The sequence below is a fragment of the Streptomyces sp. A 4/2 genome (assembly GCF_940670765.1).
In the GTDB taxonomy this organism is placed as follows: Bacteria; Actinomycetota; Actinomycetes; order Streptomycetales; family Streptomycetaceae; genus Streptomyces.
This window is the reverse complement of the sequence record NZ_CALNVW010000027.1, coordinates 14,010-28,297: the sequence shown is the minus strand read 5'-3', so window position 1 is coordinate 28,297 and position 14,288 is coordinate 14,010. Positions and strand designations below refer to the sequence as shown.

Sequence of the window (14,288 nt, the reverse complement as noted above, 5' to 3'; positions counted from 1 at the left end):
GGGGACCTGGGGGTCGCGGCCGGGGGCCGCGACTCCGTGGAGACCCTGACCTGAAGCGATCGGCTCTGCTCGGCACTTCGAAGCTGGTTGGATGGGCGGCAGGCGCGGGACAACCGGGAGGGCGGCGCCTTATGCCGGTAATGCGAAAAGTGGGCGAATCTTTAGAAGTAAGCAAAAACGCCCACGCCGCTGAGTAACGTCGCAGGTCACGCCCTGTGGTCCCCGCGCGTGCGGGGTTGGTCCCGACGAGAGAGAGATGGAGGCTGCGCCGGGGGAGTGGTCCCCGCGCGTGCGGGGTTGGTCCCTAGACCCCTTTTTCTAAACCCCTTAGAGACTCCTGGTCCCCGCGCGTGCGGGGTTGGTCCCCTTCAGCGCGAAGGACTGCCCCATGCCGACTGCTGGTCCCCGCGCGTGCGGGGTTGGTCCCAGCACGCATAGCCGTAACAGTGGACGGCCTGACTGGTCCCCGCGCGTGCGGGGTTGGTCCCCTCGACCAGCTGGGCGGAGAGCAAGCGATCCGCTGGTCCCCGCGCGTGCGGGGTTGGTCCCGGGCGTGGCGGGGTTCGAGCTGGGCACCGGGGCTGGTCCCCGCGCGTGCGGGGTTGGTCCCGAGCACGTGGAGGATCTGCGCCGGGCGATGCTCTGGTCCCCGCGCGTGCGGGGTTGGTCCCGGCGCTCACGGCTTCCTGGGCGGCTACGACGGCTGGTCCCCGCGCGTGCGGGGTTGGTCCCGCTGCGCGTCCCTTGCCCATCGCGCAGCGATGCTGGTCCCCGCGCGTGCGGGGTTGGTCCCCCTGCCGACTGGCTTTGCCCCTCCGATCCGTTCTGGTCCCCGCGCGTGCGGGGTTGGTCCCGTGGTGTCGAGAACAACGCGGGCGCCGGCTGTCTGGTCCCCGCGCGTGCGGGGTTGGTCCCTGAGTTTCGGATACTCGTCCAGGACGACGATGCTGGTCCCCGCGCGTGCGGGGTTGGTCCCCATGCACTGAACGTCACCACGATGGGGGAACTCTGGTCCCCGCGCGTGCGGGGTTGGTCCCTCCGGCCCGAGTCGCGACTTCCGCGATCTGATCTGGTCCCCGCGCGTGCGGGGTTGGTCCCGGGAGGTCAACGCCAACGAGGTACGGGCAGAGCTGGTCCCCGCGCGTGCGGGGTTGGTCCCCAGGAGTCGGATCCGTCCAGGGTCCCGGCCATCTGGTCCCCGCGCGTGCGGGGTTGGTCCCGCGTCCCGGCGCATCAGGATCGTCGGCGGGTGGCCGGGGGTGGTCCCCGCGCGTGCGGGGTTGGTCCCAGGATCAACAGTGGTGACGATGTTCAGAAGCTGTGGTCCCCGCGCGTGCGGGGTTGGTCCCCGGAAGCGTCCTGGCCGGGTTCGGACCGAGCGGTGGTCCCCGCGCGTGCGGGGTTGGTCCCACGGCCATGGGGCACCGTAAGGCGCCTTACGGGTGGTCCCCGCGCGTGCGGGGTTGGTCCCGCGAAGTCGAGCCCCGCCGTGCTCGGGGTGAAGTGGTCCCCGCGCGTGCGGGGTTGTTCCCAGCCGCAGATCAGACACGAGTCGTCCGCTCCCCTGGTCCCTGCGCGCGCAGGGTTCTCCCCATCCAGCGCTGCTCCTGCAAAGTGTCGGCTGCTACCCGCGCAGCCAGGCTGACTTCCAGGTGTGGACATAAGAAGACGCCCCGCCAGGACCATCCGCGACGTATCCGAGCCCTTCGGGCGGCGGGCGGCGGGCGGCGGGCGGCGGGCGGCGGGCGGCGGGCGGCGGGCGGCGGGCGGCGGGCGGCGGGCGGCGGGCGGCGGGCGGCGGGCGGCGGGCGGCGGGCGGCGGGCGGCGGGCCTGGATACTCGGCCACCAGTACCGAGTGCCGGGTCCTGTTGTGGACATCTCCGGACCCCGTCACTGACCAAGAAAGTCCAAAGCGATGCCCCGCCAGAACACCGACGACGCCCCCGTCGCCAGGTCCTGGTGGAGCACCACCGTCAGCAGTCCCAGCAAGCCATACTCACGCGAGGACAACACCCCGTACCCGCAGGCCAACGCACGCGTCACCGGCCGACCTGCCCGGGACTCCGCAGCCCTCTGCTTCCTCAGTCCGCGCAGTACGCGTCCCCCGCCGGCCGAACCCCCGTGGTGAAGAAGTCCGTCACCGCGCGGTCCCCGCAGGCGTTTCCGTTGCCCAGGTACGAGCCGTGGCCGCCGTGGTCGACCGAGACCAGGCGGGCCCTGGCGCCGAAGGCCTCGCGCATCTTCAGGGCGCCGGTGTACGGGGTCGCCGGGTCGCGGAGGTTCTGGATCATCAGGACGTTCGAGGGGCCGTGGTCCGTGATCCTGGTGGGCGCATCCGTCGGGGCGTCCTTCCAGAAGGCGCACGGGGTGATGTTCGCCGTCATCCCGGCCGTGAGCGGGTGTTGGGCGCGGTCCGTGGCCACCGTCTTCTGGTACGAAGCGACCGACCCCGGCCAGCTCACGTCGTTGCAGATCACCCCGATCATCACCGCCGCGTCCTCGTCCGACAGCGGCTGGGTGAGGTCGGGGGTCAGGTCCGGGGTGCGGGCCGGGTCCTGGGCCGCCTGGACGAGGCCGGCCAGTCGAGTAAAGGAACTGTCGTCGTAGAGCGCGTTCTGGAGCGCCTGGCGCAGCATATTGCCGGTCAGGCGGACGTCCGGCGTGCTCGACTGCTTCGGTTCACGGTCCAGGGTCCGGGCCAGGGAGAGGATCAACGGCCTTACCTCGGAGGCGTGTTGAGCCAGCCGGAGGTGATCCTCGTCCCTGGCCGGGTCGGCCGCCCAGGCCGCGAAATCGGGCATACGGTCCTCCGCGCCGACCGCCATGTTCGCCAGCCAGCCCCGCTCCACGCGCGAGGGGTCGGGGTCGCCGCTGCTGTCCAGCACCCAACGGTCCGTGTGCTCCGGGAACTTCTGGGCGTACACCGCCGCCACGTACGTCCCGTACGACACACCCCACGCCGACAGTTTCTGCTCGCCCAGCGCCTGGCGGAAGCGGTCGATGTCGCGGGCCTCGTTCACGGTGGTGAGGCTGCGGAGTACGGCGCCCCCGTTGCGGTCGCAGGCCTCGGCGGTACGCCGGGAGCGGGCGACGTTCTCCGTGATGTCGCCGTTCGGCGCGGGCCAGGAGCGGAGGGTGGTCAGCAGCCGGTCGCCCGCGTCGAGGCCGCAGCTCGCCTTCGTACTGCCGCCCACCCCGCGTGGGTCCAGGCTGACGATGTCGTACGCACCCGCCAACTGCCCCCGCAGCGCTGCCCCCTTCTGCGTCAGCCGCTGCACCCCGGACGAGCCTGGGCCGCCGGGGATCACCAGCAGGGTGCCCCGGCGCGCTGCCGGGTGGTCGCTGCGCAGGCGGGACACGGCGAGGTCGATCTGCGGGCCGTCCGGGTGGCGGTAGTCGAGGGGTACGGGCAATTGCGCGCACTCCTGGTCGGCGGGACCGCCGGGCTGGGCGCAGGGGTGCCAGGCGAGGGCGGAGACCGGGGCGGCGGTGCCTGCGCGGGCCACCGGGAGGGCGTCGGCGGCGCCGGTGGTCGCGGTGGCTGTCGTGGTCAGGGTGGTGGTGACGGCTACGGCGGAGAGCGCCAGGACGAGTCCCTTGCGGGTGTAAGTAGGCATGGGACAAGGGTGGTTGGAGAGAGAGCCGGTACCCATCCGACTGACTGGACGATCGACGTTCGGGTTAACCCCCTTACTTACGCGATGAGTTCACGCGTACGGCAGCCGACGCGGGCCGCACGACACCTGCGCTCCCCTCACACCCCTGCCCCCTCCCCGAAGCACTCCTGGGCGCGGCTCGTCACCAGGTCCATGAAGGCGGTGACGACCGGCGTGCGGCTGCGGGACGTCACCCGGGTCAGGCCCACCGTGCGGCTCGCGCCCGGATCGTCGAGCGGGAGGTCGACCAGGCCGGGCACCGGTACCGGGGACGGGGGGAGGACCGCGACGCCGAGGCCCGCCGCGACGAAGCCCCGGATCGTCGCGATCTCGGCCCCCTCGAACGCGACCCGGGGCGGGAACCCGGCCGCCGCGCACAGGCCGTTGACCAGGCGGCGCAGACCGTATCCCGATGTCGCCATCACGAAGTCCTCGTGCTCCGCCTCCGCCAGCCGGACCCGTGCGCGGCCCGCGAGGCGGTGGTCCGCCGGGACGACCAACCGCAGGGGTTCGCGGGCGACGGGCAGGGTGGTGATGCCGGGTTCGTCGGGCAGCGGTGAGGTCAGGCAGAAGTCGACCTCACCGCTGCGCAGCCGGTCCAGGAGGCCCTGGGCGTTGTCCTGGACGAGCTGGAAGCGGACCTGGGGGTGGCGGGTACGGAACCAGCTGACCAGCAGGGGCACCGGCGCGGAGCCCAGCGCGGGGAGGAAACCGAGGGCGACCGTGCCCGGCATGTCGGTGGCCAGGCGCAGTTCCTCGCAGCCCGTGGCGATCTCCTCCAGGCCCCGCTGCACCCGGGTGAGGAAGGCCCGGCCCTGACGGGTCAGCCGCAGCCCACGGCCCTCCCGGTCGAAGAGGGGCGTCCCGACCGCCGCTTCCAGCCGGGCGACGCTGCGGCTGACGGTCGACTGCGGGGTGCCCAGTTCGGCCGCCGCCGCCGAGAGATGCTCCAGCCGGGCCACCGTGGCGAAGCGCACCAGGTCGGGACTCATCCCCAGCAGCGGCTCCAGGGACGGGGACGCGGGACGCCGGTCGTCCACACGCGAATCAGCCACGCGTGAGTCAGCTACACGCGAGCCGTCCACAAGCGAGGCATCCATGTGCGAATCGTCCACGCGTGAGCCGTCCACGCGTGAGCCGTCCACGCGTGAGCCGTCCACGTGCGAGTCGCCCGCACGCAAGTGGTCCGGGTTCGGTCGTTCCATATATGGAATGTATCCGGTCGATCCATGCATTGGACGCATCATCAACGCCCGGCCTACCGTCGGCAGGTGACTGACTCGGCCATATCGCCTGCCGCACACATGCGGGGGACACCCGGATTCCGCCGGGCCACCGGAGCGCTCTTCGCCGCCGGCATGACCACCTTCATGACGCTGTACTGCGTCCAGGCGCTGCTGCCCGCCCTGTCCTCCGGCTTCCATCTGTCCCCCGCCGCCTCGTCACTGACGATCTCGGTCTCCACGGCCGCCATGGCCGTCGCCGTGGTGCCGCTCACCGCGCTCTCCGACGCCTGGAGCAGGACGGGGATGATGAGTCTGGCGCTCGGCGCCGCCGCACTGCTGGGGATCGCGGCGGCGTTCGCGCCCAACTACCCGGTACTGCTGGTGTTCCGGGTCCTCCAGGGGCTCGCGCTCGCCGGGCTCCAGGCCACGGCGATGTCGTACCTCGCCGAGGAGGTCCACCGCGAGTCGCTGGGCCAGGCCATGGGGCTCTACGTGGCGGGCAACGGCATCGGCGGCATGGCGGGCAGGCTCGTCGCCGACGGTGTCCTCGACCTGACCGGCAGCTGGCGGTGGGCGATCGGGGCGGTCGGGGTGGTGGCCGCGGTGTGCGCCGTCGTCTTCCACCTGTCGATACCGGCCTCCGTGCGCTTCGTCCGCCGGGAGGCCCGGCCGCGCGCCCTGGCCTCCGCCATCGGCCGGGCCCTGCCGGACACCGCACTGCTCAGGCTCTACCTGATCGGCTTCGTGGCGATGGCGGGCTTCGTCACCGTCTACAACTATCTGGGCTTCCGGCTGATCGCGGAGCCGTTCGACCTGTCCCAGACGACGGCCGGGCTGCTCTTCGTCGCGTACGTCGCCGGATCGTTCTCCTCCGCCGCGGCCGGCCGCCTGGTGGACCGGTACGGGCGCCCGCGGGTGCTGGTGCCCGCGCTGCTCGTCGCCCTGGCGGGGCTGGCGGTGATGCTCGTACCGAGCCTCGGCGCCGTCATCCCCGGACTGGTGATCTTCACGGTGGGCTTCTTCGCGGCCCACGCGGTGGCCAGCGGCTGGGTGGGCGGCCGGTCCACCGTGCTGGGGGTGCAGGGGGCCGCCGTGTACCTCTTCTTCTACTACATCGGCAGCGCCGTCGGCGGCTCGGTCGGCGGGATCGCCTACTCCTCGGGGGAGTGGGGCGGGCTCACCCTGTACTGCGCCTGCCTGCTGGCGATCGCGCTGATCAGCGCGGTGACGCTGAGCCGGGTACGCGCCGCGTCCCGCCCGTCGCCCGTGGCTGCACCCGCGGATGCGGATGCGGGTACAACCGCGGTCACGGGCACGGACGGTACGGCGGGCGGTGCGGCCCCCGCGGTCACTCCACCCGGCGACGCGCCCGGCGCCGTTCGGTGAAGCGCCGCCGGTAGCCGCCGGTGAGCAGCAGGAACGAGGCGGCGACGATGGTCACCGCCTGCGCGATCACGGCCAGCCACTTGTCGTGGAACCAGACCGGCTCGTACATGTTCGGGATGGGCCCGAGCTTGCCGACGTTCACATAGCGGTAGACGAGCAGCAGCGCGAGCCCCCCGGCGGCCACCAGCCAGGCGAAGGCATCGGAGATCCAGCGGTGCCAGACCAGGACGAGCAGGGCCGCCAGCGCGGCCAGCCCGGCCTCGATGCGGAAGAGGTCGCCCTGGCTGATGCTCGCCGAGATGGGGTCGTAGCGGTCGGCGAGCTTGGCATGCACATAGGCGTCCACGGCGAGCCCGGCGGCAGCCAGCAGCCGGGCCAGAGCCCGCAGGAAGCGGTGTACGGGGCGGACGGGGTCCGCCGCTGGGGAGGGGGTCGTTACGTAGGGATCGGAGGGCATAGCTGTCCATTCCCGGCACGGGTGAGCACGGCACGACGGAACACGGCACGAGGGAGCGCGGCACGAAGGAACACGGCCCCGCTGATCAGCGGACCGTGAGGGAACCCTTCATGTACTGGTGGATGGTGCACATGTACGGGTAACTGCCCGCTTTCGACGGCGCGGTGAAGGTGACCGTCTTCCCGGCCGCGATGGTGCCGGTGTCGAAGACCTTCTTGCCGGTCGCGGTCACGGTGTGCGGGGTCGAGTCCTTGTTGGTCACGGTGATCTTCGCGCCCGGCGCGACCGTCAGGGCGGCGGGATGGAACGCGAAGTTCTGGATCGTGATCGTCGTCCCCGAGCCGCTCGCCGCCGAGGACGACGAGGACGGTCCGGTGGACGAGTTGCTGGAGGAATTCGAGCTGCTGCCGCTCGAACAGCTGGTGACGGCGGTCAGCATGCACAGCGTCACGACGGCGACAGCGGCGCGGGGCCTGCGCGGTCTGCGCGTCCTGCGGGAACGGAAGAGCATCGGGTCTCCGGTGGTCTCGGGGCAGCCCGGCCCCGGCCGGGCGCGTGGGGCACACCCGGCCGGGGCGAGCGCGTCAGACGGTCAGCAGAGCGGTACTGGCAGCCTTGTTGGTGCTGATGAAGGTGTCGGGCACCGGGTACTGGCCCAGCACGTAGTGCAGGATCGCCGCGTGCATGGCCTCGACCGGGGCGATGGTCGCGGCTGTGTTGATCCCGCCCGAGCTCTTGACGTTGTACGTGGCGAACACGTACGTCTCGGTGGCCGTGTCCTCCAGCGTGAGGGCCAGTTGCGCCACCTGCGTGACGTTCTTGACCTGGCCCAGCGCCTTGGTGATCTCGGGCTGGTTGGACAGGGGCACCCCGGTGATCTTGGGCTTGCCCGCGGAGGAGAGCACCCCGTTCCACGCGTTGGCGTGGTCCTGGTGCTGGGCCATCGCGGTCGTGATGAACGTCGAGATCGCCGGCGGCACCGTGCCGAGCTTGCCCGCCTTGGCGGCCGAGAGAGCCGCCTTGTACGCGGCCACGGCCTGGTTCTCCAGGGCCACCGCCAGCGCGACGACCTTCAGGTCACCGGTGTACTTGCTCGCCCCGCCCGACGCGGACGCGGACGCCGAGGCGGAGGCGGACATCGACGGCGACATCCCCGCCGACGGCGAACCGGACGCGCTGCCACCCGTCGGCACCGAATTGGTCTTGCCCCCGCACGCGGCCAGCGCCAGCATGGCCGCCGACGCACCGGCGCCCGTCAGGAAGCGGCGGCGCGCCACATGCACGCGCTGCACCTGCACCTGCTCCTGCTGCTCGGGGCCCGGCTCCGCGCTCCTGAGATCGCGCATCTCGACGGCGAGGTCACGGGCGGAAGCGGCCATCGCGGGGAGCGTCTGCCGGTGGGCCTCGTCCATCCCCTGCGTGAGACGGGACAGCTCGCCCTCGCTGATCGGCAGCTCCCAGCCGCCCTTGCTGCTGCTCATTTGACGGCCCCTTCACTGACCGGCGAGGCGTTCTTCGTGGGGTAGAAGGCGTCGGGGAAGCCCACGCTGCCGATGGAGGCGGGGAGCTTCGCGACATCGGTGGGAATCGCGATGAGGCTGGTGTCGCCGTCGGCCAGCAGGGCCTGCACGGCCAGCAGCGTGGCCCGGTGCTGGGCCTCCACCGGGGCGACCGAGGCGAAGAGCTGACGCAGGTTCGTCTCGTTGACCTGCCCGACGTTCTTCGTGTAGGTCTGCGCGGCCACGTCCTCCAGCGAGATGGCCAGCTTCACCACGTCCGCCGACGTCTTGAGCGTGGGAAGCGTCTGCTTGACGACTGCGGCGTACTTCGGGTCCGTGCCCGTCTGCTCCTTGCCACCGGCCTTCGTCGCCGCCGCGTTGAACGCCTGGGCGTGCGCGGTGTGCTGCGCCGCGGTCTTGGTGATGAAGGCCAGCACCGCCTTGTTACCGGTCCTGATGAACGGCAGCCCGGCGGCCGTGTGGTAGACGCTCACCGCCAGGTTCTCCAGCGACGCGGCCGTCTGCAGCGCCATGATGTCGGTGCTGGAGGCGGCGGCTGCCCGTCCGGCGCCCAGCAGGCTCGCCGCACCCACGGCGCCCAGCAGAGTGCCACGGCGCTGCCACCAGTGGCGGGTCGTCGACTCGGAGGATTCGGCGAAGTCCGCCAGAGCGGCGTTCGTCACCCGGAGCGCGTCGCTGTTCAAATCCTGCGACTGCTCGGTCAGCTCCTTCAACAACCCGGTGTCGATGTGATCGGTACCCATCGCGTCCCATCTCCTTCCCCGCGCCGGACAGCACGGGTGTCGGATCGAGCCTTCAGCAGGGGGTGCGCCGGACGCCCGCGCTGTGGGCCCGAATGACACAAGCCGTACCCGAACGAATGAGCGTCGGTTACTCCACGCCTGTGCCCTCGGGCCCGTTCAGTACGTCCGGCCCGTTCGGCGCGTCCGGCGCGGTTCGAACGGAAGGCCCGATCCGAGCGGAAGGCCCGATCCGAAGGGAAGGCCCCGGCTCAGCCGGACAGGCTGCGGTCGGCGAGGAAACGCAGGTACTCGTCGATGTCCAGCGGATTGCCGTCGGAGCGCGGACGCGTCTCGGCCACGCCACGCACCGGCCGGTCGGTGCCCGGACGGGACCACATCACGCCTTCGCCCTGCGTCAGTCCGGGCAGCGACCGGGTGAACTTCTGCCGCAGCCGCGCCGGGATCTCCGCCGTGACCAGCCACGGCGTCCCGTCACCGGTCCCGGCAGCCGCCGCCTCCGTGAAGCCGGTGATCTCCGCCCCGAGCGAGACGAGCCGCGCGACCACGGCGTTGAGCGCGTCCTCCGGGACCTCGGCCTCCAGCGTCTGGAACGGCTCGAAGACCCGGGTGCCCGCGCTCTTGAGCGCCCGCATCAGGACCAGCGGGGTGAGGCCGCGGAAGTGCGCGGCGACCGTGAGCGGGGAGTTGTAGCCGGTACGGGTCACGGTGACCACGCAGTCGGTCACCTCCCAGCCGTACAGGCCCTGTTGCAGGGTGCGCCGGACGGATTCCTCGATGGCGCGGTGGTAGGCGCGGGGCAGCGCGCCCCACTCGACGTCCCGGGTGAAGGTGATCCCCGTACCGGGTGGGGCGGGCTCGACCCGCAGGCCCACCGTCGCCCAGAAGCCGGTGGGACCGCCCCGGTCGTACCCCAGGAGCGCCTCCCCCGTACCGACGGGACGCTCGACGTACACCGGGCGGATCGGCTCGAACTCCACCTGGACCCCGTGGTCGCGCTCCAGCCGGGCCGCGATGACCTCCTGCTGGACCGCGCCGTAGAGCAGCACCGAGGTCGCGCCGCCGGCCGTCGTGCGGGTCCGGATCAGCGGGTCCTCGTCCGCGAGTTCGAGGAGCGCCGCGTGCAGCCGCGCCTGCTGCCCGGGGTGGCACGGGCGGACCACCGTCTCCAGGCTCGGCGGGGCGAAGTGGAACGGCTCCGACGTTCCGTCGGATGCGCCCAGCCGGTCCCCGACCCGGATGCCGGACAGACCGCGGATCCTGCCGATGCTGCCCGCGGTCAGCCGCCGGTCCGCGGGGCGCACCGGCCCGTCCCCGGGAACGCCGACGACCTCCAGGCCGGTGATCCGGCCGGTGAACTCGGTTGTCCCGCCGCCCGGTTCACGCTGCCGGTAGCTGACGCGCCGCCGCTCCCGTACCTCGCCGGAGAACAGCCGCAGATACGCGACCTTCTCCCCGGCAGGGGTCCGCTCGACCGCGAAGACCGTGCCGCGCGGGTCCGAAGCGCCCTCGTCCGGGCGCGGCACGGGCAGCAGCGTCCTGATGCCGTCGGTGAGGGCGGCGACGCCCTGGCCGGTCAGCGCCGACCCGAAGAAGACCGGGTGCACCAGGCCCGCGGCGCACTGTCCGGCCAGCAGGGCGTGGACCTCGTACGCGGACGGCAGCTCACCCGCCACCAGCCGGGCCAGCAGCGCGTCGTCGTTCTCGGCGAGCGTCCCGGCCGTCGCGGCGCGGAACTCCGGCTCCTCCAGCGACCGTACGGTGCTGCGCCCGTCCGGGGTCCCCAGGTCGCGCACCGTGCTCATCGGGACGATGTGCGGCGCGAGCCGGCGCCGGATGTCGTCCAGCAGGCTGTCGTGGCGCGCGCCGTTGCGGTCGATCTTGTTGACGAAGATCAGCGTCGGCAGCCGCAGCCTCTGCAGCGACCTCAGCAGGACCCGGGTCTGGGCCTGTACGCCTTCCACGGCGGACAGCACCAGAACGGCGCCGTCGAGTACCGCCAGCGCGCGCTCCACCTCGGCGATGAAGTCCGGGTGGCCGGGGGTGTCGACGAGGTTGATCTGCAGATCTCCGACGGTGAAGGGCGCCACCGCGGAGCGGATCGTGATGCCCCGTTCGCGTTCGATGTCGCCGGTGTCCGTCTGCGTACTGCCCGCGTCGACGCTGCCCAGCTCGGAGATGGCTCCGTTGTCGAGCAGCAGTCGCTCGGTGAGGCTGGTCTTACCGGCGTCGATGTGGGCGAGCACGCCCATGTTCAGTGTTGCCTCGGGCACAGAAGTCCTCGGTGGTGGGAGAAGAGAGACACGACCTGGTGGCTTCGTTGCACTGGCGCATTCCGTGTCTCCCGTTCACCTGTTGTCCGAGGACTCTGCTGTCCGAAGACCCGGCTGTCCGAGGACCCCGTTGTCCGAAGACCCCGTTGTCCGAGGGGCCCGTTGTCCGAGGATCCGTACTCCTGCGGGACCTGAGCCCCACCGGCCCGGCGACGTTACAGGGCACGCCCCGGCCCGGCGACCGCTTTTCCCGCCCGCGCCGGGTACCGAGGTGCCTCGAACGCGGCGCTAGCGTGGCGGGATGGCCACCTCCGACGCGGCGGATCGCCCGCCGTCCGCCGACGACACGGGGTTCCCCGCCCACCGGGCACCCCGCTGCTCCGATCTCGGCGAACTGGACGCGCAGTTGATCCGGTGCCGGGCGTGTCCCCGGCTGGTGGCCTGGCGGGAGCAGGTGGCGGTGGAGAAGCGGGCCGCCTACGCGGACCAGGCGTACTGGGGGCGGCCGGTCCCCGGCTTCGGCCCCCGGGACGCGGCACTGGCCGTCGTCGGACTGGCGCCCGCCGCGCACGGCGGCAACCGGACCGGACGGATGTTCACCGGGGACCCCGCAGGTGACTTCCTCGTCAAGGCGCTGCACACCGTCGGCCTCGCCTCGCAGCCGACCTCCACCGCCGTCGGCGACGGGCTCACCCTGCGCGGTGTCCGGCTGGCCTCCCCGGTGCACTGCGCGCCGCCGGGGAACAGGCCCACCCCGGCGGAACGCGACACCTGCCGCCCGTGGCTGGCTGCCGAACTGGGGCTGCTGGGTCCGGGGCTGCGCGCGGTGGTCGTCCTGGGCGGCTTCGGCTGGCAGGCACTGCTGCCCGTACTCGCCGACGCGGGCCGTCAACTGCCCGTGCCCCGGCCGAAGTTCGGCCACGGCAGCCGGGTGGTGCTCCCCGGTACGGGGGACCGCGCGGAGCTGAGCCTCTTCGGCTGCTACCACCCCAGCCGGCGCAATGTGCACACCGGACGGCTGACGATGCCGATGCTGGAAGAGGTGTTCCGTACGGCTGCGGCTGCCGCGGGTCTGTGACGGGGGGCCCGGTGAACGTGGGCCCGGTGAGCGGGGATCCGGTGGACGCAGGCCCGGTGGACGGGCCCCGGCGGCCGTGACCCGACCGCGGCTGGGGCCGCCCGCACCGGCGGTGGCACACTGGCGCGGTCCGCCGAAGGAGCAGCCCCATGACGACGACGTTGCACACCCTGCGCCGCGCGGTGCGACGGCCGCATCCCCGCCCGGTCGATCTCAGCCACCCCGCCCGTTCCCCGCTCGGCAGCGCCGTCGTCAACTGCGTGGTCTACCGGGACGGCGTACGGCAGCCCGGTGACGGCCCCGCCGGTGAAGCGGTGCGCCAGGTCCGCGAGGCGGGCAGCGGCTTCGTCTGGATCGGGCTGCACGAACCGCTCCCGTCGGAACTGGCCGAACTCGGCCGTCTCCTCGGGCTGCATCCGCTCACCGTGGAGGACGCGCTGCGCCCGCACCCACGGCCGAAGCTCGACGTGTACGGCTCCACGCTCACCGCCGTGTTCAAGACCGTCTGCTACGTCGAGCACCAGGAGCTGACCACCACCAGCGAGATCGTCGACACCGGTGAGCTGGTCGTCTTCACCGGCACCGACTTCGTCCTCACCGTCAGGCGCGGCGGCTGCGGTTCGCTCGGCCCGCTGCGCGAGCACCTGGAGGCGTCCCCCGAGCAGCTGGCCAAGGGCCCGGCGGCCGTCCTGCACGCGATGGCCGACCATGTCGTCGAGGAGTACGCCCACGTCGCCGACGCCGTGCGGGACGACATCGACGCCGTCGAGTCCACGGTCTTCTCGCAGCAGGCGGCGCGCGGCGACGCGGGCCGGATCTACCAGCTCAAGCGGGAGCTCCTGGAGTTCCGGCGGGCCGTCGCACCGCTGGACCGGCCGCTCCAGCAGCTGATCGCCCGCCCCGAGGGGCTGATCAGCCAGGACATCCGGACGTACTTCCGCGATGTGGCGGGCCGGCTCGCCAGGATCACCGAGCAGATCACCGCCTACGACGGGCTGCTCGACTCGATATTCCAGGCACACCTGGCGCAGGTGGGCGTCGCCCAGAACGAGGACATGCGGAAGATCTCTGCGTGGGCCTCGATAGCCGCCGTACCGACCATGGTGTGCGGGTTCTACGGCATGAACTTCGAGGACATGCCGGGACTGCACTGGCGGTACGGCTATCCGCTGGCCCTCGTCGGGATGGTGGCCGTCTGCCTGCTCATGCGGCGCGGCTTCCGGCGCAACGGCTGGCTGTAGGCCCGGTCCGGTGCCGGGCCCGAAGCGCCGTACCCCGATCCGGTGCCGGGCCCGAAGCGCCGTACCCCGATCCGGCGGCTACCCGGCGCTGCCCGCGTGGTGGATCTCGTGGCTCCACGCCTGGTACAGCGGGTTCCCCGGCCCCGGCGGACGCAGTTCGCCGAACCGGGTCCAGCCCCAGTTCCGCAGCACCCCGCGGACCGGATCGTTCGCCGATTCCACCAGGGCCGTCATCAGCGCGGACCGCGAGCGGACCAGTAGCTGGTCGACGAGCCGGGTGGCGACCCGCTGCCGCCGGTACGGCGGCAGCACCATCAGCTCGGCGAGGACGAAGACCTGCCCGGAGGCGGTCAGTTCCTCCACGTCCACCGGGAGCCCGCCCAGGAATCCGTTCCAGATGGCGCCCTCGCGCTCCAGGACGTAGCCGTACGCACACCCCGCGAGGGACGGCCCGTCGGCCACCATCATGTCGAAGCCGGGGCGCTGCATGTCCTCGGCGAACCGCTCCAGGAACTGCTGCCGGTCGTGGAACTCCTCGCCGGGCGCCTGCCGGTACGCCTCGACGTAGGTGTCGGCGACGGCCTCCCGCTGCTGCTCGGCCTGCCACCTGGTCAGGCGTCGCATGTAGACCTGCGTCATGTGATCCTCCCCACTCCTGCGGTCATGGTCTCAGCGCGCGGCGACCAAGGAAACGGATCGTGCAGGATCCG

At 72.1% G+C, this 14,288-nt stretch carries 11 protein-coding genes and 1 CRISPR repeat array; of the genes, 3 read left to right on the top strand and 8 right to left on the bottom strand.

Going from position 1 to position 14,288, the window contains the following annotated elements; all coding sequences use genetic code 11:
* Positions 1-216 precede the first annotated feature (216 nt).
* A CRISPR array of direct repeats spans positions 217-1,593; the repeat unit is 28 nt; unit sequence TGGTCCCCGCGCGTGCGGGGTTGGTCCC.
* A 489-nt stretch (positions 1,594-2,082) separates the two neighbouring features.
* Together NBY69_RS20430 and NBY69_RS20425 are read right to left on the bottom strand one after the other, a co-directional pair.
* Positions 2,083-3,618 carry an alpha/beta hydrolase gene (locus NBY69_RS20430; RefSeq protein ID WP_250302485.1) on the bottom strand — a complete coding sequence of 512 codons (1,536 nt, stop codon included), beginning with the start codon at positions 3,616-3,618 and terminating at the stop codon, positions 2,083-2,085.
* 137 nt (positions 3,619-3,755) lie between these two features.
* Positions 3,756-4,712 (bottom strand): LysR family transcriptional regulator, encoded by a 957-nt coding sequence (locus NBY69_RS20425; RefSeq protein WP_250302484.1) that lies wholly within the window; start codon positions 4,710-4,712, stop codon positions 3,756-3,758.
* A gap of 216 nt (positions 4,713-4,928) precedes the next feature.
* Here NBY69_RS20425 and NBY69_RS20420 point away from each other — a divergent pair, with 216 nt between their 5' ends.
* Positions 4,929-6,269: an MFS transporter gene (locus tag NBY69_RS20420; protein WP_250302483.1), complete on the top strand. Its 1,341-nt coding sequence runs from the start codon at positions 4,929-4,931 to the stop codon at positions 6,267-6,269.
* On the opposite strand, the gene NBY69_RS20415 is transcribed toward NBY69_RS20420, so the two are convergent.
* The 5 genes from NBY69_RS20415 to NBY69_RS20395 all read right to left on the bottom strand — a co-directional run bounded on the left by NBY69_RS20415 (position 6,232) and on the right by NBY69_RS20395 (position 11,238).
* Positions 6,232-6,726, bottom strand: a complete 495-nt coding sequence (locus NBY69_RS20415; RefSeq protein ID WP_250302482.1) for a hypothetical protein — start codon at positions 6,724-6,726, stop codon at positions 6,232-6,234. The genes NBY69_RS20420 and NBY69_RS20415 overlap by 38 nt on opposite strands.
* Before the next feature lie 85 nt (positions 6,727-6,811).
* Positions 6,812-7,237 (bottom strand): cupredoxin domain-containing protein, encoded by a 426-nt coding sequence (locus NBY69_RS20410; RefSeq protein WP_250302481.1) that lies wholly within the window; start codon positions 7,235-7,237, stop codon positions 6,812-6,814.
* Positions 7,238-7,310: 73 nt separating this feature from the next.
* Positions 7,311-8,207: a ferritin-like domain-containing protein gene (locus NBY69_RS20405; protein WP_250302480.1), complete on the bottom strand. Its 897-nt coding sequence runs from the start codon at positions 8,205-8,207 to the stop codon at positions 7,311-7,313.
* Complete coding sequence (locus NBY69_RS20400; RefSeq protein WP_250302479.1) at positions 8,204-8,989, bottom strand: ferritin-like domain-containing protein; 786 nt, start codon at positions 8,987-8,989, stop codon at positions 8,204-8,206. Before NBY69_RS20400 ends, NBY69_RS20405 begins: the two co-directional genes overlap by 4 nt.
* Before the next feature lie 248 nt (positions 8,990-9,237).
* Positions 9,238-11,238 carry a translation factor GTPase family protein gene (locus tag NBY69_RS20395; protein WP_250302619.1) on the bottom strand — a complete coding sequence of 667 codons (2,001 nt, stop codon included), beginning with the start codon at positions 11,236-11,238 and terminating at the stop codon, positions 9,238-9,240.
* A gap of 322 nt (positions 11,239-11,560) precedes the next feature.
* Here NBY69_RS20395 and NBY69_RS20390 point away from each other — a divergent pair, with 322 nt between their 5' ends.
* Together NBY69_RS20390 and NBY69_RS20385 are read left to right on the top strand one after the other, a co-directional pair.
* Positions 11,561-12,337, top strand: coding sequence for a uracil-DNA glycosylase (locus NBY69_RS20390; protein ID WP_250302478.1), 777 nt, complete (start codon positions 11,561-11,563; stop codon positions 12,335-12,337).
* A 149-nt stretch (positions 12,338-12,486) separates the two neighbouring features.
* A complete protein-coding gene (locus NBY69_RS20385; protein WP_250302477.1) occupies positions 12,487-13,578 on the top strand; it encodes a magnesium and cobalt transport protein CorA in 1,092 nt (363 codons plus the stop codon).
* Between the two features lie 78 nt (positions 13,579-13,656).
* On the opposite strand, the gene NBY69_RS20380 is transcribed toward NBY69_RS20385, so the two are convergent.
* Entirely contained in the window at positions 13,657-14,217 is a 561-nt protein-coding gene (locus tag NBY69_RS20380; RefSeq protein ID WP_250302476.1) for a GNAT family N-acetyltransferase, read from the bottom strand.
* Positions 14,218-14,288: the final 71 nt, after the last annotated feature.

Coding starts and splice junctions, on each gene's coding strand:
- NBY69_RS20385 (WP_250302477.1), top strand. CDS start 12,487: ATGACGACGACGTTGCACACCCTGCGCCGCGCGGTGCGACGGCCGCAT.
- NBY69_RS20405 (WP_250302480.1), bottom strand. CDS start 8,207: ATGAGCAGCAGCAAGGGCGGCTGGGAGCTGCCGATCAGCGAGGGCGAG.
- NBY69_RS20430 (WP_250302485.1), bottom strand. CDS start 3,618: ATGCCTACTTACACCCGCAAGGGACTCGTCCTGGCGCTCTCCGCCGTA.
- NBY69_RS20415 (WP_250302482.1), bottom strand. CDS start 6,726: ATGCCCTCCGATCCCTACGTAACGACCCCCTCCCCAGCGGCGGACCCC.
- NBY69_RS20400 (WP_250302479.1), bottom strand. CDS start 8,989: ATGGGTACCGATCACATCGACACCGGGTTGTTGAAGGAGCTGACCGAG.
- NBY69_RS20410 (WP_250302481.1), bottom strand. CDS start 7,237: ATGCTCTTCCGTTCCCGCAGGACGCGCAGACCGCGCAGGCCCCGCGCC.
- NBY69_RS20390 (WP_250302478.1), top strand. CDS start 11,561: ATGGCCACCTCCGACGCGGCGGATCGCCCGCCGTCCGCCGACGACACG.
- NBY69_RS20380 (WP_250302476.1), bottom strand. CDS start 14,217: ATGACGCAGGTCTACATGCGACGCCTGACCAGGTGGCAGGCCGAGCAG.
- NBY69_RS20395 (WP_250302619.1), bottom strand. CDS start 11,238: ATGGGCGTGCTCGCCCACATCGACGCCGGTAAGACCAGCCTCACCGAG.